This is a genomic window from Desulfoconvexum algidum (assembly GCF_055382125.1).
On sequence record NZ_AP042394.1, the window covers coordinates 6,273,505 to 6,295,612 of the forward strand.

Annotated in this window: 19 protein-coding genes; 11 read left to right on the plus strand and 8 right to left on the minus strand. The window is 45.7% G+C overall.

What is annotated here, in order from left to right; genetic code table 11:
• The first annotated feature begins 155 nt into the window (after positions 1-155).
• Positions 156-650 (plus strand): Wadjet anti-phage system protein JetD domain-containing protein, encoded by a 495-nt coding sequence (locus tag ACZ45G_RS28225; RefSeq protein ID WP_464180041.1) that lies wholly within the window; start codon positions 156-158, stop codon positions 648-650.
• Positions 651-672: 22 nt separating this feature from the next.
• Here ACZ45G_RS28225 and ACZ45G_RS28230 read toward each other — a convergent pair whose 3' ends face one another.
• Both ACZ45G_RS28230 and ACZ45G_RS28235 read right to left on the minus strand, forming a co-directional pair.
• Positions 673-3,846: a DEAD/DEAH box helicase family protein gene (locus tag ACZ45G_RS28230; protein ID WP_464173922.1), complete on the minus strand. Its 3,174-nt coding sequence runs from the start codon at positions 3,844-3,846 to the stop codon at positions 673-675.
• A gap of 4 nt (positions 3,847-3,850) precedes the next feature.
• Positions 3,851-4,468, minus strand: a complete 618-nt coding sequence (locus tag ACZ45G_RS28235) for a class I SAM-dependent methyltransferase (RefSeq protein ID WP_464173923.1) — start codon at positions 4,466-4,468, stop codon at positions 3,851-3,853.
• Between the two features lie 302 nt (positions 4,469-4,770).
• On the opposite strand from ACZ45G_RS28235, the gene ACZ45G_RS28240 reads away from it, so the two are divergent.
• From ACZ45G_RS28240 to ACZ45G_RS28255, 4 genes are all read left to right on the plus strand, one after another.
• Positions 4,771-5,118 (plus strand): helix-turn-helix domain-containing protein, encoded by a 348-nt coding sequence (locus ACZ45G_RS28240; RefSeq protein WP_464173924.1) that lies wholly within the window; start codon positions 4,771-4,773, stop codon positions 5,116-5,118.
• Between the two features lie 75 nt (positions 5,119-5,193).
• Positions 5,194-6,414: a type II toxin-antitoxin system HipA family toxin gene (locus ACZ45G_RS28245; RefSeq protein ID WP_464180043.1), complete on the plus strand. Its 1,221-nt coding sequence runs from the start codon at positions 5,194-5,196 to the stop codon at positions 6,412-6,414.
• Positions 6,415-6,632: 218 nt separating this feature from the next.
• Entirely contained in the window at positions 6,633-6,905 is a 273-nt protein-coding gene (locus tag ACZ45G_RS28250; protein ID WP_464173925.1) for a type II toxin-antitoxin system Phd/YefM family antitoxin, read from the plus strand.
• Position 6,906: 1 nt separating this feature from the next.
• Entirely contained in the window at positions 6,907-7,206 is a 300-nt protein-coding gene (locus ACZ45G_RS28255) for a type II toxin-antitoxin system RelE/ParE family toxin (protein WP_464173926.1), read from the plus strand.
• A gap of 11 nt (positions 7,207-7,217) precedes the next feature.
• Here the strand turns inward: ACZ45G_RS28255 and ACZ45G_RS28260 are convergent, their stop codons facing one another.
• From ACZ45G_RS28260 to ACZ45G_RS28275, 4 genes are all read right to left on the minus strand, one after another.
• Positions 7,218-7,724 (minus strand): hypothetical protein, encoded by a 507-nt coding sequence (locus ACZ45G_RS28260; RefSeq protein WP_464173927.1) that lies wholly within the window; start codon positions 7,722-7,724, stop codon positions 7,218-7,220.
• A 93-nt stretch (positions 7,725-7,817) separates the two neighbouring features.
• On the minus strand, positions 7,818-8,792 hold the full coding sequence (gene floA, locus ACZ45G_RS28265; RefSeq protein WP_464173928.1) for a flotillin-like protein FloA: 975 nt from the start codon (positions 8,790-8,792) through the stop codon (positions 7,818-7,820).
• 28 nt (positions 8,793-8,820) lie between these two features.
• Positions 8,821-9,318 carry an NfeD family protein gene (locus ACZ45G_RS28270; RefSeq protein ID WP_464173929.1) on the minus strand — a complete coding sequence of 166 codons (498 nt, stop codon included), beginning with the start codon at positions 9,316-9,318 and terminating at the stop codon, positions 8,821-8,823.
• The gene (locus ACZ45G_RS28275) at positions 9,315-10,817 is read right to left on the minus strand and encodes an NfeD family protein (protein WP_464173930.1); all 1,503 of its coding nucleotides are present in this window, start codon (positions 10,815-10,817) and stop codon (positions 9,315-9,317) included. The genes ACZ45G_RS28270 and ACZ45G_RS28275 overlap by 4 nt, the downstream gene beginning before the upstream one ends.
• Positions 10,818-11,192: 375 nt before the next feature.
• Here ACZ45G_RS28275 and ACZ45G_RS28280 point away from each other — a divergent pair, with 375 nt between their 5' ends.
• From ACZ45G_RS28280 to ACZ45G_RS28295, 4 genes are read left to right on the plus strand one after another with little or no spacing between them, the layout of a single operon-like run.
• Positions 11,193-12,071: a TRAP transporter TatT component family protein gene (locus ACZ45G_RS28280; protein ID WP_464173931.1), complete on the plus strand. Its 879-nt coding sequence runs from the start codon at positions 11,193-11,195 to the stop codon at positions 12,069-12,071.
• A gap of 42 nt (positions 12,072-12,113) precedes the next feature.
• Entirely contained in the window at positions 12,114-13,136 is a 1,023-nt protein-coding gene (locus ACZ45G_RS28285; RefSeq protein WP_464173932.1) for a TRAP transporter substrate-binding protein, read from the plus strand.
• Positions 13,126-13,644 (plus strand): TRAP transporter small permease, encoded by a 519-nt coding sequence (locus ACZ45G_RS28290; RefSeq protein WP_464173933.1) that lies wholly within the window; start codon positions 13,126-13,128, stop codon positions 13,642-13,644. The genes ACZ45G_RS28285 and ACZ45G_RS28290 overlap by 11 nt, the downstream gene beginning before the upstream one ends.
• A complete protein-coding gene (locus ACZ45G_RS28295) occupies positions 13,641-14,921 on the plus strand; it encodes a TRAP transporter large permease (RefSeq protein ID WP_464173934.1) in 1,281 nt (426 codons plus the stop codon). The genes ACZ45G_RS28290 and ACZ45G_RS28295 overlap by 4 nt, the downstream gene beginning before the upstream one ends.
• Here the strand turns inward: ACZ45G_RS28295 and glnE are convergent.
• Positions 14,916-17,852 (minus strand): bifunctional [glutamate--ammonia ligase]-adenylyl-L-tyrosine phosphorylase/[glutamate--ammonia-ligase] adenylyltransferase, encoded by a 2,937-nt coding sequence (gene glnE / locus ACZ45G_RS28300; protein ID WP_464173935.1) that lies wholly within the window; start codon positions 17,850-17,852, stop codon positions 14,916-14,918. The genes ACZ45G_RS28295 and glnE overlap by 6 nt on opposite strands.
• Before the next feature lie 337 nt (positions 17,853-18,189).
• Between glnE and ACZ45G_RS28305 the strand changes: the two genes are divergently transcribed.
• Both ACZ45G_RS28305 and ACZ45G_RS28310 read left to right on the plus strand, forming a co-directional pair.
• Positions 18,190-18,771, plus strand: coding sequence for a hypothetical protein (locus ACZ45G_RS28305; RefSeq protein WP_464173936.1), 582 nt, complete (start codon positions 18,190-18,192; stop codon positions 18,769-18,771).
• A gap of 23 nt (positions 18,772-18,794) precedes the next feature.
• The gene (locus tag ACZ45G_RS28310; RefSeq protein WP_464173937.1) at positions 18,795-21,083 is read left to right on the plus strand and encodes an ATP-binding protein; all 2,289 of its coding nucleotides are present in this window, start codon (positions 18,795-18,797) and stop codon (positions 21,081-21,083) included.
• A 73-nt stretch (positions 21,084-21,156) separates the two neighbouring features.
• Here ACZ45G_RS28310 and ACZ45G_RS28315 read toward each other — a convergent pair whose 3' ends face one another.
• Positions 21,157-21,807, minus strand: coding sequence for a class I SAM-dependent methyltransferase (locus tag ACZ45G_RS28315; protein ID WP_464173938.1), 651 nt, complete (start codon positions 21,805-21,807; stop codon positions 21,157-21,159).
• Positions 21,808-22,108: the final 301 nt, after the last annotated feature.

Below are 22,108 nucleotides of genomic sequence, written 5' to 3' on the forward strand. Positions count from 1 at the left end.
ATAAATCCTGGCTTGTAAAACTGCTCACCTGCGTTCTTCCCGGGGATGCTGTTAAGGAACAGGCCAGAGGAGCAGCCGCATTTGAAAACCGATTCGGGTTTCGATCCAAACCTGCCCGCATCAGGTTCCGCACCCTTGATCCAAATTTTACCCTCATGGGCCTGTCAGATCTGGAAATACCGGAAAACGACTTTTGTCACCTGCCCATAACGCCTGATACTGTATTTATTGTGGAAAATGATATCAACGGCCTGGCTTTTCCGCCTTTTTCAAAGGCCCTGGTGATATTCGGGCTCGGATACGGCCTGTCCACCCTTTCCCAGGCCCGGTGGATGGCTGGCAAGCCCGTCTGGTACTGGGGAGATATCGACACCCACGGGTTTGCCATGCTGGATCAAATCCGGCATTATTTCCCCCAGACCCGGTCCTTTCTCATGGATGAGGCCACACTTTTGTCCCACAAGCCCCTCTGGGGCCATGAATCCTCTCCTGCAAACCGAGAGCTTTCCCTGCTGACAACAGATGAAGCCAGGGTCTACGATGCGTTGCGGCAAAATCTTCATGCCCCAAACCTGCGACTGGAGCAGGAACGCATCAATTTTTCAAAGGTCCGCAAGGCAGTGGACCGTATCCGAAATTGTCCGGATTAAATACCCGGTCGGAACTTGTCATTCATCGACAGGGTTCTGACTTTGTGAGATTATAAATAACGGTGCCTAAAATCGGATATTGGTCATCATATTCTTTTTCAAGAAGAATATCATCGTATGATGGATTATCTGATTTAAAAACCCAGTGGTTTTCAGACTCTGAAATTCGTTTGACGGCAACTTCTCCGGCACTTAGGACCGAAAAATCTCCCATGATGACCAGGGAGTGATTTTCCTGACGATGACGGTGGTATTCGCAGACAAGATAATCACCCTTCATCAGGGTCGGTTCCATGGAATCTCCGGCGGTGCGTACGATAAAACTGCGGTCATTACAATATTTATCTGGAACCTCTATCCATTGCAGATCGTCATCGGCATTCTGCAGATCGTCAATATCAAACCCCCTGAACGGCTCTCCTGCAGCTATATCCCCCACCAGTGGCAAGGCAGTTTTAAATCTTGCGGTTTTAATATCTTCAAAATCAATAATTTTGATCTGTTCTTCTTCCAAAATTTCCGGTTCAGTTACAACACCTTCTTCTGGAATCTTCCATTTTTTTCTTAGTTCTGATTCGTCAGGCAGTTCGTCCAAATTTTCATAATAATCTATCAAGCTCTTGAAATAGGTGGCTTTCAATCTGTTCAGATCTTTGGAATTATTGATCTGTGTCCATAAATTATTTGAAAAAGAAATATGATTCAGGTCTTTACAATGGTACATAAACCGCTTGCGCTCAAATTTTTCAAATGGGTTCTGCAGCAGACTTCTTTTCATGGCAACCGGGTCATTAAATACCATTTCATTGCTGTAGGGGCAGTTCTGCCTGTCTACTTTCAATCCCGCCTCAAGCCTGAGCCTGTAAAAACTGACATATTCCTCAAGCAATGGACCTAGGTTACACTCCCCGTTGTGATCGGCAACTTTAATCATGGAAAGGAGCATCACCATTTTATAGGACATTGAAAAATCACCTTGATCAATGAATTCAAAAAAATCATCGTATTGGGTGGTCTCATCATGGCGTTTTAATTTAAGGTTTAAAATAATATAATCGATTTGGCCGGGTGCAAAATAGTTTATTTTCTGGCGGCCCACGGGTACTGTCACCGCAGGCGTAATTTTACCTTTCCTGACCCAGCTTTTCACAGTTCCTGTGGAAACAAACAATTCCCTGGCCAGTTGTTCATCGTTTATATGATCCGGATATTTATTCTCAAAGGTAAAAATATTGATATGCTCAATCGATCTTTCCTGTTCATACAGCCCGGCTAAGATAACTTCTTCTTTTGAAAATGATTTCCGGTTTTTATTCAACACGTTTCCCCAGGGCAAATATCGTTGAATTCCCAATAATGCATTTACCGACCATGGGCGGTTGCTGAACCCGCCGACACCGCCGTAGTTGTCAACAACATCAATCACGTAAAGCGCCTCTTTTCCCGGATATTTCCTCGTCCCCCGCCCCAGTTGCTGGGTGTAAAGCACCTTTGACATGGTTGGGCGGGCCATGACAATTACGGCTGTTCGGGGGGAGTCCCAGCCTTCATTTAAAAGGGAGCAGGTTGTAAGAAATTGAATTTTCCCATCCTGGTACTCTTTGATATAATCGGCAGACCGTGTCTCTTTACCGCTCACGGCCATGGCGGAGATCCCTTGGCTTTTCATTAACTTTGCCATGGTCTCAGCGTGAGTTACCGATACACAGAAAATAATGCCCTGTTTTCCGCGCAGGCCTGAACCTATAAAATATTTCAGGAGAACATCTATAATCAGCTGGTCTCGAGACGGTACAATCACCCTTTTTTGCAGGTCGCTTGCTATGTAATCCTTACCATTGAACCGGACCTGGCTCAGGTCGATATTACTTTTAATCCGGAAGGCCTTGATTGGTGCCAGCATTCCTTTTTCTATGGCACTTTGAAGGCTTAAATTTGTCTCATATTTTCCAAAAACCATTTCTAATTTTTTTTCATCCAGGCGCTGGTCTGTTGCTGTAAAACCGATCAAGGTGTTCGGAATGAAGTGCTGGATCACTTTTTGAACGGTTGGTGCCACTGAATGGTGTGCCTCATCAACCGCAATATAATCAAAGGCATCAAAGGGTATTTTCTGATAGTGCCGACTCAGCCAGGAATAAGTTTGTATGACGACGGAATCTGAAACAGGGTCCTGGCCGACGGATATTTGATCTGAAAGGTTATAATCTTTTAATCGAAGCTTCAATTTTTCAATATGATCTATTCTCAATTGCCTGGACGGCACCATCACCAATGTTTTCTCTGCACGCCCCGCTTTAAATTCTTTTGAATAATCTGCAATTAAAACTTCTGTTTTCCCGGTCCCTGTCGGTAAAACCACCAAAAAAGAAGTGAGTCCGTTACTCCTTTCTTTTTGTATCCCTTCAAGAACATTTTCCTGGTGGCCAAATAGTTTGAATTTTCTTGAGACTGAAACTTTCTGGGAGAGCAGAAAATTATGTGAAGGGCCAAAAAACAATTGCATCTCATCGGAAAAATTGTCTGTGAATTTCATGGCCTGCAGGGACCAGCGGAATACTTTTGCCCCATATGCCACCAGAGAATTTTGCTTGATCAATTGCTTTTTATATCGGCTTGGCCCAATAATCAGAGGGTGATGAAAGCTTTCTCCGTTTTTTTCGATCGCAATATCAAAATCCTCCCGGCGAAGATAGTAATCGACCCATCTTGTCATCCCATTGATATCAATAACAGGGATTTCCCGCTGGACACGATCGAGTTTCTCACGGCCGAAACAATCAATAAAGGCCTGTTCAAAATAGGCCTCAGGCATTGTTGGATCAATCTCCTGCAGTTCTCTGTTGACACCGCTAACGCTTATTTTGTCTTCATTAAATTCACCCAAAAGGAGAGTTTCTAATAAAATTTCAGCCTCATCAAGTTCCTGGCTGTTATCCACTGTAAAACGAAAGAGTCTGCTGTATTGATGCATCAGTGAATTCTGTTCTTTGGTATATTCCGTGTATTTATAGGGGTAACGGCCATCACATATCCCATGGTCTAAAAGAACAGCAGCATGGGTTTTTTCGTTAACAAAAAGCCATCCCCTCAAGCTTGAGCCCAACGGACTGAACCCGAGTTTTAAGAGTCTGCTTTCAACCGACCGGAGAAGGTCTTTATCAAATCCGGGATACACTCGTGGGTGAAATGTCATATATTTATTCGGATTTTTTCGTCAGGCAGTTCAGCCAGGCAATCCCCTTTCTTCCGAGCCCGTCCTTTGTGGTGTTGGACCGGATGAGTTCAAACCCGTATTTTCTGCAAATATCTAACCATTGAGCCTCGGTCATGGTGGTAAACCGCCGGCCTTTTGCATCAAATTCATCGTTCCGGATATCATCTCGTTGAATGGGGACAGAAAAGAAAAAATTCCCTTTTGAAACCAGCAGGGCGTTAACTTGTTTTAGGATCGTTTCAATCTGGGGTCGGGAAAAGTGCATCAACGCGGCAATGGAAAACACCCCGTCAAATTTACCAAATCTGCCGGATAGTTCTTCAGGAAGTTGAAGGGTATGGAGGCAGCCGGACAATTCAGGGTGGTAGTACACTGCAGATTCAATCATCACGGCCGAGCCGTCAACAGCTGTGACATTAAATCCTTGTTTCGCCATAAACGCAGCATCCCGTCCTGAACCGCATCCTAATTCCAGAAGAGTACCAGGCAATTTAAAAGAAGCGTTTAAAACCCTGTGCAAATCCGATACATCTGCAGATTCATACCGCTGTGCTATATTTTTTCCATTTTTTTGGTAGTATTTGAGTGTGGTTTGGTTCATGGCCATTGTCATTTTTATCGGTTCAATATTGATCCGCCTATTACAGAATATTCACCTCAAGCGTGTATATTAAAGGGGCACAGAATGCAAACTATTTTGGGACCGCAGATAAATTTGGATGATGAAGACATGGGTTCTAATGTTGAGGGCAATTTGAGATATACAATATTTATATTTAATATTTAAAGCCCTGTTAAGATGATCTTTAGACCAGAAAAGAAACGGTTGCCAAACATATATCTATCATATATATTGTTTTATACAAGCTTAATATAATATATATGATATACAAGGGAGCCGATATGACTAAGAAAAGCCTTTCAAAGAATGCGATACCTTCTCAATTAATAGCATTGATTGAGAAGATCGGTTCGAATATTCAAGTAGCACGGAAGCGGCGGAGAATGACCCAAAAAGAATTGGCAACCAGAGTTTTTTGTTCTATTGCCACTATTAACCGACTTGAAAAAGGCGATGGTGGTGTAAGCTTAAATATTTTATGTCAAGTTCTATGGGTTTTAGGTATAGAAGATCAATTATCAGATTTGGCTTCTCCTGAAAGGGACTCTGCTGGGCTACAAGAAGATTTACAAAGGATTCCAAAAAAAATTAAAAGGCCGACTGAACATAACAAAAATATGGAGTTTTAAAAAATGGCTGACCCCAAAGGAACCTACGTATATATTCAATTGAACGGAGAGTTTGTACCGGCAGGACTTTTAGGGATGCGTGGACAAGGCCGGGAAAGTTCAGCCGTTTTTGAATATGGCAGTAAATATCTTCAACGATCCAATGCTATTTCAATAGATCCAGTTTTGTTACCTTTGCAAAAAGGTCGGTTTTTCACTCGGGTTGGATGGAAGATGCTGTTTGGGGGAATCCGAGATGCGTCCCCTGATGACTGGGGCCGACATATCTTAGACTCCCTAAAAGAAGATAAAAGTTTGACCGAATATGATTATTTGACAGCTTCCAATGATGATAGAGTCGGTGCCTTAGCCTTTGGCCCGGATCTCTCTGGCCCTAAAAGAGTTTTCCCTTTTAATGTTTCTCCGCAAGATCTCCATGGAGAAACATTAAACCTTGAGCAGATGATCCATTTTTCTGATTCAATTGAAAACGAAGAAGACCTTCCCCTTGAACAGAAAAGGTTCCTTGTTAGAGGGTCAAGTTTAGGTGGTGCTCAACCTAAATGTTCCACATCCTATGAAGGAAAACAATGGATTGTTAAGTTCAGCAAGAAATTTGATTCCTGGTCAACCTGTCGTGTTGAAAATGCGACGATGAAGCTTGCAGGTATGTGCGGCATCAATGTTCCGGAAACCAAGGTTATACAGGTCTTAAATCGAGATCTGTTTTTAATTGAACGATTCGACAGGAAAGAAAATTTAAGGATCCCTTTTATTTCAGCAAGGACTCTTTTAGGGATACAAGGGGAAACTGTCGGTTCCGGGTCCACAGAAGATCAAAGTAAAAGCTACCAGAATATTGCTGAACAATATAGAACCCATGGAAATCCCACCCATTTGTTTGAAGACCTTGAGGAATTGTACCGTAGAATGGTCTTTAATGTTTTGTGTAATAATTTTGATGATCATTTAAAGAATCATGGTTTCTTACATCAAGATTCCGGCTGGAGGTTATCTCCGGCATACGATATAGTTACCCAACCCGAGGGTATAAAGGAAAAACAATTATACTTAAATATCGGGGACCAGGGGCATAGAGCAACTATTGAGAATGCGTTAACTCGACCAGGATCATTTGGATTAAAGTCAGAGGATGCCTTACATATTGTAAACGATATGGCTTCTACTGTAAAAGATAACTGGGAAAACGTTTTTCGAGATTGCGGTGTCCCTGAAAAAATATTTCCAGAACTTAAAGCGGTCAGCTTTTCTGAGGTGGAAAAGTTTAACGTAACCACCGGAATCCCCTTTCCATAAATCAAAAAGGTGAACGTATCTTTCAAATACCTATGCAGAGCAGTTTTGAAAAAGTTTCAACCCAGAGAACTGCCTGTGCCTGTGTCGATAAAATGCAAGTTCCAAAATTTTATCTGAGGATGATTTGGGATATACAATATTTAATTTATAATATTGAAAGTACTGTTAAAAGGTACTATTAATAGACCTGTTAATAGACTAATTTCAAATAGAGGGGTATGATGAATACAAAATTTTCAGAGGATATTGTTCCCATAGGCGATCTAAAAATCAATCCTGGAAAAATAATCAGACAAGTCCAGGAAGCGCATAGACCGGTTCTTCTGACAAATCGAGGCCGGGGAGTTGCAGTACTTCAGGCACTCAGTGACTTTGAATCGGACGCTGAGGAACGTAGGTTTATGAAAGGGGTTCTTAAAGGAATGGTTGATCTCGAAGAGGGAAGAGAAGTAAGTCTTGATGATGCAAAAAAACACCTGAATATTAAATAATATGTTTTCTCAATTAAAGATTACATTTGCACATTCTGCACTCTCTGATCTGGAAGAGATCCTTGAATACTACAATGAACAGAAGATCCCCCATGCTGGAGAAAGACTTGTTAAAAAGGTTTTTGCAGATATTGAACTGCTCTCAGAACAGCCTGATATGGGAAGAAGGGTACCGGAATTTGATTTGGCATATTTAAGAGAATTAATACGTCCTCCTTTCAGGATTGTTTATCGCAGGGATATCGACAGAATTCGAATTGTCAGAGTTTGGCGCAGTGAAAGATTGCTGATCCTGCCCTAGGCAGTTTGGTTCTAATCCCTGCGCAGGGCAATGGGTTTTGAAAGGATTTCCGACCAGATAACGGCCTGCTGAAGCTGATTCGCCGAGAACTTTGGCTGTCCAAAGACGCTTGTCAAAGAAGGCGGTTGAACAAAAACATGTTTTTTTGGCGTTGGGGCAGGGCCCACCTTCTCCTTTACCGGCATTACCCGATCTGCGGCAGATACACGTGGTTGAGCCACCGGCGCAAACGCTTCTTCAGGGGACTCCTCATAAGTGTCCTGAAAGTCCTCCTCCCCGGCCAATTGGTCCCAGATATTTTCCTGGGTTTCCCGGGGCTGCTTTCCCTTTGCGGCATCCTGCTCAAGGTTTTCGGCATATTGCCGGATCTGTTCCCCCAGTTTCTCAAACAAGGACAAATTTTTGACCTTTCCTGCCGGGGCTGATGCCGGTGTTTTTTTCTTGAGCCGCTTTAAAACAGCCGGCGTGATAAAAAATAAAATGATCAGTAAAAATGATATGATTGAATCAAAATCCATGGCAGATCCTTAGGTTATTCGATGTGATCCGATGTAATCCAGAATCCCTGATAGAAAAAGATCAGGGACCCTGGATCGATCTATTTAGCCCGGTTATGGTTGTTGATCCGGTTCCGGAGTGGCAATCTTGTCTCTCATTTTGGTGTCTGCGGAAATATTCTTCATTTTATAATAATCCATGATGCCTAAGTTCCCGCTTCTAAATGCCTCTGCCATGGCAAGGGGCACCTGGGCCTCTGCCTCCACGACCTTGGCTCGCATTTCCTGGACCCGGGCTCTCATTTCCTGTTCCTGGGCAAATGCCATAGCCCGTTTTTCCTCGGCCTTGGCCTGGGCGATTTTCTTGTCCGCCTCGGCCCGGTCGGTTTCAAGCTCGGCACCGATATTCTTGCCCACGTCTACATCGGCAATATCAATGGATAAAATTTCATAGGCCGTCCCGGAGTCCAACCCCTTGGCAAGAACGGTCTTGGATATCATATCTGGATTTTCAAGCACTTCCTTGTGGGTAACGGCAGACCCGATGGTGGTGACAATTCCTTCCCCCACCCGGGCCAGGATGGTCTCTTCTCCGGCCCCGCCCACCAACCGGTCAATATTGGCCCGAACCGTAACCCGGGAAAGGGCCTTGAGCTGGATCCCGTCCTTTGCCATGGCTGCCACCAAAGGGGTTTCAATCACCTTGGGGTTCACCGACATCTGAACGGCTTCCAGGACATCCCGACCTGCCAGGTCAATGGCAACCGCCCGGTTAAACCCGAGGTCAATATTGGCCTTGTCCGCTGCAATAAGTGCCTGGACCACCCGGGAGACATTTCCGCCAGCAAGGAAATGAGACTCCAGGCTGTCCGTTGAAATGTCAATCCCGGCCTTGATGGCCATAATCTTGGATTCAACAATTAATTTGGCGGGAACTTTTCGAAACCGCATAAAAATAATATTGAGCAGGCCCACGCTTGCACCTGACACCAGGGCCTGGAGCCAAAGGCCAACGTAGGAAAAAATAAAATAAAATAGCACCAGACCGATGATACCGGCAATGATCAACAAAATATACATGATATCCATAAACGATTCTCCTTAATTTTTAATCTACCTAGGTTTCTTGATTCTGATCTATTCTTTGTTTTTCAACGATTATTTGATTGCCGGTGACCCCGGTTACAATGATGGGGGTGTTGGCATTAATATAGTCACCGTCTGTGACAACATCCAGGCGTTTCTCCTCAACAAGGGCAATCCCTGCAGGCCGAAGGTCGGTAACTGAAATTCCCTGTTTACCCCCATATTCTTCAAACCCCAGTGCCTGGGAGACCACCCCGTCCTTACTGGCCAATTTGCTTTTCAAGGACAGGGGAGAAGCCGCCAGAAGTTTCAATCCCAGGACCAAAAGAAGGGGTATTGCCAGAAGATCAAACCCGACAAAGATCATACCGCTGAATGTGGAAATAGTGGTAAAGGCCAGGTACAGGGAATAGCCGAGCAGCCCCAGTGCAATGGCCGTTAACACGCCCAGGGAGGGAATAAATATTTCCGCCAGGATTACCAGCATCCCCAGAAATTGAAGCAGTACGGGAAGTATATACAGTTTCATTGAATCCTCTTATCGTCAACATCTGGTGTGACAATGACATGGTTTTGCTCCACCGACACGACCCGGACAGGAGTTCCAGAAGGGATAAACTCCCCCTGGGCAATGGCATCAATTTTTTTATTGCCAATCTTTATTTTACCCGAAGGCCTGAAGGGGGTCAGGGCAACCCCAACCTCACCGGGGCTGACACCAAGGGCCTGGTTCGAGTCGGCATGGGAATCTTGCAGTGTGGTGGACAAATAGGGTCCTTTCACCAGGAGGGACAGTTTGGGCAGTACAAACCTCACCATAAACAGTGAGATCAGCAAAGACCCCATAAAAGATCCCAGCACCACCCCCAGGTTCCGGAGCAGCAGCCGTCCTTCCCAGGGCAAAGAAGGGTCTGGAATGACAAAGCCCTGGAAGGAAAGCACCAGGCCTGCCGCAATGACCAGGAGCCCTGAGATACCGGCCACACCAAATCCCGGCAGGACAAAAACCTCCACTCCCAGCAGCAAAAATCCAATCAAGAAAAGCAAAAATTCTGTATTGCCTGCCAGCCCCACCAGATGTTGATTAAAAAAGACCAGCCCCAGGCAGATGATGCCGAGAATACCCGGGAATCCAAAACCAGGGGCCTTGATTTCCGTGTAGAGGGCACCGATCCCCAGTAGCATGAGAACCGGCAAAAAGGGATGAAGCATGCGAACCAGATTTTCAGACCAGGATTCATCCAGAAGTATCAATTCATAATCCTCATATCCCAGAAAGGCCAGGGCCTGGTCCAGATCCCCCACGCTCTGCTTTGAAAAGCCCAGATCAAAAGCCTCTTGATCATCCATGGTTAAAAGCTCTCCTGCGGCCACGATGGTCTGTTTTTTTGTCACCTGTTTCTTTTGGTCTTCTGTCAGGTCATCATAGGACTGTTTGTCCATGTATTGCTGCTTGCCAGCCATGGTGATCCGGTAGACCTCCATATTCTTGGACACCATGGATTCAGCCAAAACTTCAGGATAATTATTTTTCTTTGCCAGGGAGCGAAATTGGGCCCTTAATACGGTCTGGGTCTTTTCCCCGGCCTCTTTCTGGCCCTCCTTGGACTGGAGAATGGGGGCACAATCCCCGATCAGGGTATGTTCCTTCATCACCAGAGTGCTGGAAGCAAGGGCAATCAGGGCACCGGCTGAAATGGCTTTTTTTTCCACAAAGGCAATGGATTTTCCCTTGGGAATAGCTGAAATGGTGCCCACAATCTCAAAGGCGGAATCCACCCGTCCCCCAAAGGTATCCATTTTAAAAAGGATCATGGCATCGGATTCAGACCGGACCTGTTCTGTGGCCCGTTTGATATAGGCAGCCATTCCTGGTTCAACCATTCCTTCAACGGGAATCACATAGATTTTCTGGTTGTTTTGACCGGCTATCGTCCATCCGGGCAAACCCGTCAAAAAAAGGATCCCCCCTAAAAGAATACCGCCTATGCGGGAAAAAAAAATTTTCAGGATAGCGCTTGTATTCATGTCTTTTCTTCGTTTTTGAATCTGTTTATTAAATTTTTACTCCGCCAACGAAACTCAATTGCTTTACTATACCATGGAATTATCCAATTCAAAGTAAAATTCCCTCGATTTTATCAAAAAAATATCAATTGCAGCAATTTTCAATCCAAATCAACATGGACTTTTGAATCAAATTTATAAGATCGTGAATGCCACCCATTATTTCCATATCAGAATTGCTGGTTTCCCACAAATCCCGGTTGCTTTTTTTGAAAAAACAGGCTAATTTTCTTTTTTGTCAGTGAACATTGTTATTGATACCTGTTGAACTTAAAAGGGGTTTATTCTTCTATGATACTTAGGACTAGGATTCTTAAGAATAGGATATTTAAGATCATGATGCTTCTGATTCCAAGGCCCCTGATAACCGGAAGGTTCTTTTCCTCATTTTTCATCCTCGGGTTTGTGGGGTTAATATTGTGTTCCGGTTGTTCCGTCAAGTCCGATATGATGACCCATTTGTCTGATACCATTGTGAACAATGATGATTTGTCCCTGGTTGAAGCAGGGGCTCCGGCCTACCTTCTCATGATCGACAGCCTGATCAGTGAAGACCCTGATTCCAAAGAGATGCTGTCAACGGCGGCCCAATTGTACACTGCCTATGCAGATGTATTTGTCACAGATACAAAACGATCCCGCAAAATGGCAGCCAAGGCCCTGGGATATGCAAACCAGGCCATGTGTATTTCCAATGATGATGCCTGCGGCCTGAAGAAAAAGCCCTTTGAACAATTTCAAGCGGTGATCGCCTCCATGGACGCTGAGGATCTGCCCTATTTATTTGCTTTGGGCAATGCCTGGGCCAGTTGGATCATGGCCAATACCAATGACTTCAATGCCCTGGCAGATATTTCCCGAATTGAAGCCATCATGCTCAAAATTACCCAGGTGGATGAATCCTATAAAGATGGTGCCGCTTTTCTATATCTGGGCACCCTGGCCACCTTCCTGCCACCGGCCATGGGGGGGAAACCCGAAGAGGGCAAACGCTATTTTGAACGCGCCATTGAGTTGTCCCAGGGCAGAAACCTCATGGTCAAGGTGATATTTGCCAAACTCTATGCACGAATGATATTTGACAGACCGCTGCATGACAGACTGCTCACAGAGGTGATGGATACCAATCCTGTTGTACCCGGATACACCCTTGTGAACACCTATGCGCAAAAACAAGCCCGACAATTGCTGGAGGATGCAGATGATTATTTTTAATTTCCCGGACAGCCCATTGAATCCATGATTTTGGAGAAACAGATGACCTTTATCAAACAATTTACCCTGGTATTATTACTCGTATTATCGGGTTTTGCACCCGGATACGCCGCCACCTTTAAAATTGCCACCATATCACCCGAAGGTTCCATGTGGATGGAACAAATGCGCCAGGGTGCCCGAGAGGTTGCCACGGAAACCCAAAACCGGGTAAAATTTAAATTTTATCCCGGCGGCGTCATGGGCAATGACAAGGCCGTACTTCGGAAAATCCGAATTGGTCAGCTCCAGGGCGGGGCGGTTGTGGCAGGAAGTCTGTCCGCTTATTTCCCGGCAAACCAGATCTATTCCCAGCCCATGAAATTTACAACTCTGGACGAGGTGGATTATGTCCGGCAACACATGGACAGCTTCATAATTGACGGACTGAACAAGGCCGGGTTTGTCACCTTTGGAATTGCCGGTGGGGGATTTGCCTATATCATGTCCAAGGAACCCATTCGAACCGTTCAAGACCTTCAGCGGAGAAAGGTTTGGATTCCGGATAATGACAAGCTTTCCCAGGATGCGGTTGCAGCCTTTGGCGTCGCTCCCATTCCCCTGCCCATAGCAGACGTTCGAACCAGCCTGCAGTCAGGTCTTATTGACACGGTGGCCACCTCTCCTGTGGGGGCCATTGTACTTCAATGGCACACCCAGATTAAATATGTTACCAATATCCCCTTGATTTATCTCCATGCGGTCCTGGCCATCGACAAGAAAAAGTTTTTAGCCATTTCCCCCCAGGACCAGGAAATCGTCACCCGGGTCATGACCCATGCCTTCAATCAAATTGATCTTCAAAACCGGAAAGATGACAGCAAGGCCATTGCAGCATTGAAAAACCAGGGAATTAAATTTATCACCCCGGATAAGCCCATCAGAAATGAATGGAGAGAAACAGCGGGAAATGCATCTAAAAAAATGGTGGAATCCGGTACCCTGCCCAAGGATGTGGTGGATAAAATGGACCGCCTTTTAAAAGAATTTCACACCAAGGAACCAACCAAGACCCATGACCAATAAATTTGGCGCCTTACGCCCCCTTGTCTTACTGGTTCAAAGAATTGAAGACAGCATTCTGGTAGGCCTCCTACTGTTCATGATCACCATGGCCGTTCTCCAGATTTTTTTAAGAAATTTCTTTGACTCCGGGATTATATGGGGGGATTCCCTGGTCCGGGTTTTGGTACTCTGGATCGGTCTCATCGGTGCCATGGTCGCCAGCAGAACCGATAACCACATCAGTATTGACATCCTTTCCCGATATCTGCCCCCCCGCATTAAACGGTATTCAAATCTTGTCACCCATGTGTTTACCGTCGTGGTCACAGCGCTCATGGCCTGGTTTAGTCTGGATTTTGTGCGAATGGAAATGGGAGAGAACCTCATTGCCTTTGCCAATGTGCCTGCCTGGGTCTGCGAAAGTATTATCCCCATTGCCTTTGCCGTGATCAGTCTTCGGTACGCTCTGTTTTCAATACAGCTTTTTGTCCAGTTGGTGACCCAAAAAAAGGCGGTCAAAAAACCATGATATATCTGTTTATCGGCATACTCATCCTGATGGCCTTTTTTGGGGCCCCTTTGTTCACGGTGATCATTGCGGCGGCCATGGCCGGATTCTACATGGCCCAGATTGATCTTTCCGTCATGGCCATCGAATTGTACCGGATTGCCGATACCCCGATTCTGCTGGCCCTGCCTTTGTTTACCTTTGCCGGCTATCTCCTGGGGGAAAGCAATACCTCACAGCGCCTGGTCCGGCTGACCCAGGCCTTTCTAGGATGGATGCCCGGTGGCCTTGCCATTGTGGCCTTTGTGGTCTGCGCCCTTTTTACTGCCTTTACCGGGGCCTCGGGAGTGACCATCGTTGCCATGGGCGCCCTGTTGTACCCTGCATTGAAACAGGCTGGGTACCAGGATGATTTCAGTCTAGGCCTTGTCACCACTTCGGGCAGTCTGGGGCTGCTGCTGCCCCCCTCTCTTCCATTAATTTTATACGGGATTATTGCCCAGCAGATGGGGGGAGGTGTTGAGATCTCCATTGAGGATCTGTTTATTGCCGGTATTTTTCCGGCCCTTCTCATGATTTTCATGCTCTCCTTGTGGAGCATCTGGGTCAACAAGAAAAATCCCATCCCCCTGATAAAATTTTCCTGGAAAAATGCCTTTACTGCCATCCGGGACGCGGCATGGGAAATTCCCTTGCCTGTTTTTGTGTTTGTCGGGATCTATTCAGGATATTTTGCCGTGTCCGAAGCGGCGGCGGTTACAGCCATGTACGTGCTGGTGGTGGAAGTGTTTATTTACAGGGAAATCAAATTATCCCAGCTGGCCACTATTATCCGGGAATCCATGGTCATGGTGGGGGGAATATTACTGATTCTCGGGGTTTCTCTGGCCCTCACCAATTTTCTCATTGACGCCGAAATCCCCATGAAGCTGTTTGCCCTGTGCCAGAAATTTGTGAGCAGTAAACTGGTGTTTTTAATTTTGCTGAATATTTTCCTTCTGATCCTGGGGGCCATGCTGGATATTTTTTCAGCTATCATCATCATGGTGCCGCTGATGCTGCCCGTGGCCCTGGAATACGGGGTCCACCCGGTGCACCTGGGAATTATTTTTCTGGCCAATATGCAGATTGGATATTTTACACCGCCGGTGGGCATGAACCTTTTCATTGCAAGCTACCGGTTCAACAAACCCATAGTGGACATCTACCGGGCCACCATTCCCTTTATGCTGGTGCTTTTATTGTCGGTTCTGATCATCACCTATTGGCCTAGTTTGAGCCTGTTTCTAATTTTATAGTTTTAAGTAGGAATCATAAATTTTTGCCACGGCAGTGGCCGTCTCTTTGAACAGCTCATCGGGCACAACCAGATTTTTTTCCTGGAGGGTCAATCGATGCAACGCCTTTCGCATTCCCACATATGCCTCCTGGAGCACCTGGCTTTGTGCCCCTGAAATCAATCCTTCAACGCTCAAGGCTTCCATGAGGCGAATATTATCGGTCCACACCAGGACATCGGGAAACCTGTGGGCATTTTTTAAAATAAGGTATTGAACCAGAAACTCGATGTCCACAATGCCCCCGGGATCCTGCTTCAGATCAAACAGACCGCTGGCATGGGCCAGACGTTCTTCTCGCATGCGCTCGCGCATATCGCTGACCTCTTTTTGCAGGGTGCCAGGGTCCCGTTTTTTCCCCAGCACGGCTTCCCGGATTCTGTCAAACCGAGCGAAGAGGGCAGGATCTCCTGTCACAGGCCGGGCCCTTATCAGGGCCTGATGTTCCCAGGTCCATGCCTGGTTTACAAGATACTCCTCAAAGGCATCAATTTGGGAAACAATCATGCCAGAAGCGCCCCCGGGCCGAAGCCGCATGTCCGCACCATAGAGAGTGCCGGCAGAGGTATGCATGGTTAAAAGCCGGATGATCCGCTGGCCCAGGTTTGAATAAAACAACACATTGTCAATTGATCTGCCCGGGGACAGGTCCCCTCCCATTTTCATGCCGTTTGGTATGCCGCTTGTCATGCCGGTTTCTGCCTGAAAGAGAAAGACAAGGTCCAGGTCTGATTTATATCCCATTTCAAGGCCTCCCACTTTTCCATAGGCCACAATGGCAAACCCCTGGGGAGCATCTATGTTGGGGTCCATACCCTGGGGGATCCCGTATTTTCGGGTCACAATGTCCCAGGCAATTTTAAGCACCTGGGACAGGACTGTTTCTGCAATATAGGTCAGATGATCACTGACTTTCATGAGGGGGTAATTCCCGCTAACATCTGCTGCAGCCACCCGCAGGGTATTGATCTGGCGAAAAATACACAGTTCTTCCAGCAAATATTCCACATCCATAGAAGGAATCTTTTTCATCCGGTCTACCATTTCTCGTTCAAGTGCATCCCTTTTAGGGGGCGCATACAAAGTGGCCGGGTGCATGAGTTCATCCAATAACACCGGATGCTGGCTCAGAAAGGTAATAATCCAGGGACTTTTTTGGGCCAGGACAATCAGGGTATCCAGGGCCCCCTTGTTTTCAATGAGGAGAGATAGATAACAGGTTCGACGCTCAATGGTGATGATAAGGTCGATCAATTTGCTGAGGAGAGTTTGGGCATCTTGCTCCCGGCCCGCCTTTTTTACCAGCATCGGCATGAGCCGGGCTAATTTTTTTTGACCGCTGGAGGTCAGGCGCTGGGTGTTGGGGTGGTCGGCAAGGATTCTTAAACTTGTCAATAACTGATCCGGATCCCCATATCCTACCACTTCAAGGGCATCGGATGCAAACTGGGGGTCATTGATGTTGGTCCACATTTCCCTGAGATGTCGGGTTTGGGTGTCTGTGTTCTCCTCCTCTTCGGTGACCAATAATAGTGAAAAATGGCCGTGGACCCGGTCCAGAACCTGTGTTAATTCCTGATAAAAGACTTCAAAGGAATCAAAACCCATGGACAGGGCCAGAATCAGACGCTGGTCCGCTTTTTCCGGTATATCATGGGTCTGGAGATCCTGGTATTCCTGGAGCCTGTTTTCCACCCGCCGCAAAAAATGATAGGACTCGTTTAAATCCTGCCGGGTCTTGAGATTGATACACTTGTGAAGGTGCAACAAATCCAGCACCTTGAGGATCTGCTGCTCCTGAAGTTCTGGTTCCACACCGCCCCGGATAAGCTGGAACAACTGACCAAAGAACTCAATTTCCCGGATGCCGCCAGCCCCCAGCTTGATATTGTCTTTAAGTTTTTTATTCTTTACCTGGAGCGTTATCCTATGTTTCATCTCCCGGAAAGAATCAAAGGAACCATAGTCAAAATACCGGCGGTAAATAAAGGAATTCAACCCCTTGAGCAGAAGATTTCCCTCATCAATATTTCCGGCAATGGGTCGTGCCTTTATCATGGCATACCGTTCCCATTCCCGGCCCTGGGCCTGGTAATAATCTTCAAAGGCCGCAGCACACATGACCAGGGGGCCACTGTCCCCAAAGGGTCGTAACCGGGTATCCACCCGGAAAAAATTGATGCCGCCCCCCATGGTGAACAGCTTTAAAAAATCCCGGCAGAGTCGGGTAAAAAAGTCATCGTTGGAAATGGGATTTTTGCCTGTGGTAACCCCTTGTCTTGGATAAACAAACATCAGATCAATATCAGATGAAAAATTCAGTTCCCTGGCCCCAAGCTTTCCCAGGCCAAGGACAATAAGTTGCTGTGGGATCCCCTGGCTATCCACCGGGACGCCAAAGCGCTGACAAAAATCATCGTATAAAAAGTCAATCCCTTGCCGGACACAGCTTTCGGCAAGGTTTGACAGGTCCATTAAGGTTTCTTCAAGCCCTGCCATACCTGTCAGGTCCCGCCATGCAATGCGGATGGATTCATAGAGTTTAAATTGAAGCAGGGTCTCTTTAACGAAGGCCGTATCCAATGCTTCCCGGGCCAGGGCTATTTTAAGTTTATCACAATAGGCAACCGGGGAATAGGAGCGGGAATTATCCCCTGAGTTGACCAGTGTTTGATAGAGACCAGGATTTTGAGAGATGGTGACGGCAAAATATTCACTGAACAGCATGACCCTTATAAAATCAGGCGTCTGGACCATAGGGGCCATTTCAATCCCATTTTTTTCAAGCCCCTCATAAAAAGAGGCCAGCCGTTTTTTTAAAAGGGTGAACAGGGAAAGTTCAAGATTTGGAAAAATACGGTCAATCAATTTTAGGTCCGGTGTGGGATACATGCGCCTGCCTGATATTAAAGGTTGTTGTCTTGCATACCATAATATTGCCCGAAAAATTAAGCAAGATAAACCCGGGCCTAAAATTCCATTTGTTCTGTTCCAAAATATGGTGTAAGCTTACCTATTTCTGGGTGGGTTTAAAGAATCCATAAAACAATCTGTGGCCTTTTTCCATGGAAAGTTCAAAAGCAATTAGCCAGCCTGTTTATAGGAGATAATCATCAATAAATTATATCTTATTGCGATATTAATCTTCGTATTTTCATCCAGTTCAATTGCCCAGACACGGCTCAAATTAACAACGGCGGATGACCAGAGCCATGTCCGGAGCAAGGTCATGAATGAGATGCTCACAGAATGTTTTAACCGAATGGGCGTGGGCGTTGAAATTTTCCCCATGCCTTCCAAACGGTCATTGATCAATGCCAATAATGGCACAGAGGATGGTAATTTTGTAAGAACAGAGGGCATCACACAAAGATATCCAAATTTGATCAAAGTCCCGGAAAAAATTTCCGAGAACCGGATAATAGCTTTTTCAAAGAACACAGGGATAAAAATAAACGGATGGAAAAGTTTGTTACCATATCATGTGACCTATGTTAACGGCTGGAGAAATTGTGAGCGTGAATTAAAAAATGCCCGGGCCATAACGGTTGTGAAAAATGAAGTACTGCTTTTCACCCTTCTTGAGAAAGATCGGGCCCAAATAGGTATCTTCGGCCAGAGCACCGGGAAGGCTGCTTTAGAAAAACTGGGATATTCCCGGATCACCCCGCTTGTTCCGCCCATTGTTATCAGTGATTTATTCTTGTACCTCCATAAAAAACATCAAAACTTGATTCCTGACATTGTAAACACCCTCAGGGGAATGAAAAAAGACGGCACCTATGACCGCTTTATTCATCAAAACTTTTAATAAATTTATGAAAAAGAAATGTGATGATACCTGACAAGTTTAAAAAAGAATCCATTCTCCGATGGGGAATTGCCCAAAAATTTATTTTGTGTATCTTGTTATTCAGTTTTCTGGTGACACTTGTTCTAACCGGGATGCAATTATATATGGGGTATCATGCCGGGCTTGGTGCCATAGAAAAAAGTATCCGCCAGGTTGAAGAGAGCTATTTGCCCGGCATTATCAATACCCTGTGGGTATCTGATACCCAGCTTTTAACCACCCAGATTAACGGATTGATGAAGCTTGGGGATGTTCAATATATTGATGTGGTGTATAAGGATCAAGCCCTTGTAAAAGCAGGGGTGTTTACAGATGAGCATGTTATCATAAAAATATTCCCCTTGACCTATACATATGGAGATAAAACGATTTCACTGGGAAGGCTTCGCCTGATTTTTACCTTAAAAAATCTGCACAATCGCCTGATGAAAGATGCCATTGCCATCATCATTTCCCAAAGTATTCTTCTGTTTCTGGTATCCGGGTTTATGTTTGTTATTTTTTATTTCCTGGTGGCCCGGCACCTTTATGCCCTGGTAAATTATACCAACTCCCTGGAGGTTGCGACCCTGGAAACGCCTTTTTCCCTTAAGCGGTATAAAAGGAGCTGGGGGAAAGATGAATTTGATATCCTTGCCGGTTCCGTCAATGACATGCGGATAAACCTGAATGATTCCTACTCCCTCCTGAAGGGAGAAATCTTGGAAAGAAACCAGGCTGAAGCCTCTTTAAGGGAAAATGAGGGTCGCCTGAAAACATTGGTCAATACCATCCCCGATCTGGTCTGGTTGAAAAACTTTGAGGGAGTCTATCTGTCCTGTAATTCTAAATTTGAGCAGTTCTTTGGTGCAAAAGAAGCCCAGATCGTCGGCAAAACCGATTATGACTTTGTGGGCTCTGACCTGGCGGATTCTTTCAGGGAAAAAGACAGAGCTGCCATAACGGCAGGCGTGCCCACCATAAATGAAGAAAATCTTGTTTATGCCGATGACGGTCATCGAGAAATTTCAGAAACCGTAAAGACGCCCATGTATGATGATGAGAGGCAATGCATCGGTGTTCTGGGTATTTCCCGGGATATTACCGACCGCAAGAAACAAGAAGCGGAGCAAGCCAAATTAGAAACCCGGCTCCAGCAATCCCAGAAAATGGAAGCCATCGGCACCCTTGCCGGTGGGATTGCCCATGATTTTAACAATATCTTGTATCCCCTTATCGGATTTGCTGAAATGCTCCAGGAAGATCTGCCCCGGGAAAGCCGTGAGCAGGAAAGTGTTACCCAGATTCTTCAGGCAGCTTTGCGGGCAAAAGATCTGGTCAAACAAATCCTTGCATTCAGCCGCCAAAGCAACCAGGAACTCAAGCCCGTAAGACTTCAGTCCACTCTGAAAGAGGCCCTTACGCTTTTAAATGCCTCCATCCCGAAAACCATTGATATCCAGACAAAGATAGATGCTGACTGTGGCATGGTGGTGGCGGACGCCACCAAGATTCACCAAGTTGTCATGAATCTTGCCACAAATGCCTACCACGCCATGGAAAAATCCGGCGGACGGCTGACCATTGTTCTGGAACAGACCCAAATCGACGCTATCCCTCTGGAGTTTTCAGAACTACTCCCGGGCAATTATGCCCGGTTAAAAATCACTGATACCGGAACCGGTATTGAACCCTCATTAATGGATAAAATTTTTGATCCCTACTTTACAACCAAGGAAACAAACAAAGGAACCGGCCTGGGGCTTTCAGTGGTCCAGGGCATTATTAAAAGCTGTAATGGTGCCATCCATGTGTATAGTGAACCGGGAAGGGGAACCGAAGTTCATATTTATCTACCCATCATGAAAAAAATGAAAAGCCTTGATCGCTCTGACCTGTCTGAGCCTGTTCAAGGCGGCAGGGAAAGAATTCTCATCATTGATGATGAAGAAATGATCATCAAAATGGAGAAACAGATCCTTGAACGGTTGGGGTATCACGTGACCCCCATGACAGGAAGCGTTGAGACCCTTGCCCTATTCAAAGAAAATCCCGATGCCTTTGATCTGGTCATTACCGATATGACCATGCCACAGATGACAGGCATCCAGCTTGCCGATAAAATCAGATCCATACGGCCTGATATTCCTGTTATCATTTGCTCGGGATTCAGTGACCAGATCAATTCAGACACCAGCAAGGAGATGGGTATTCAGGGGTATCTGATGAAGCCTGTCATAACAAGAGAACTTGCCACTACCATCAGAGCGGTTCTGGGTGATCCCCGTTAAGAAAAACAAGGCCCAATCGATATTTATACAAAACCCTTCCCAGCTTATCAATCCATTCTTTACCGACTATTCTTTACCGATGATAACTTAAAATCTGCCCCGGAAACGGTTTGTCCAAATAGTCTGAGGCTGGCTTTTTTTGGGTATGGGAATAGCCCAGGGCCACCATTTTTTTACTGAAATTGGCATGGTGACCCCGCCCCGGATCGACAAGGATCACGTCACATTTTGCTTTTGCATGCTGTTCAATGAAACCGGACAACAGGCTGGTATGACATCTCTCGTATAAAATATCACTACCGATAACCAAATCAAACACGCCCAAACCACCACTATCTTCATCCCCCCATCCCGTGCGGACGAATGGGATGGCCTTCTCCTCATTTAATTCAACGTTTTTCAAAAGAAAGGATTCCACTTCCGGATGGTAATCCGTCGCCGTGATATCTGCAAGCCGATGGTTCAGCAACAGACTGGTCAATGCAATGCCGCACCCCACTTCCAGTATCCGCTTGCCTGAGATCTCATAATCAAGCATATGATGGGCCAGGACCTCACTGGAGGGCCAAACCACTCCGAATAAAGGCCATGTGGCCGACGATATTCCTAACTTTTCGGCAACACCGCCGACGTCAAGATATTCCAGGTTGTCGCGTAAAGTTCGGACATGAATATCCACATCACCAAACTCTATGGTCTGGTAACGAATGCGTAACAAAGACATAAAAACCTTAATTAATGGATGATACGCAGCTTGGCTTATCCCAAATCTGACTGGCTACGTTAAGTTATTAGTTTACACGTATTCACACGGCTTTGCAAACAAATCCCTGATCTTTCTTAAACCATGCATCACATCGGGCACCAACATTCTCTTTTAAACAGGATAAATACAAGGCTTGCAAAAAAGGCGTAATATATGGTAATTAAATAGGTTCGTTTTATAAAACGATTGCAGGGGGATTTTAAATCCGGGGAATCCCCGGATTAATTTTATCAACCATAAGTTTGAACAGGTGCAAACC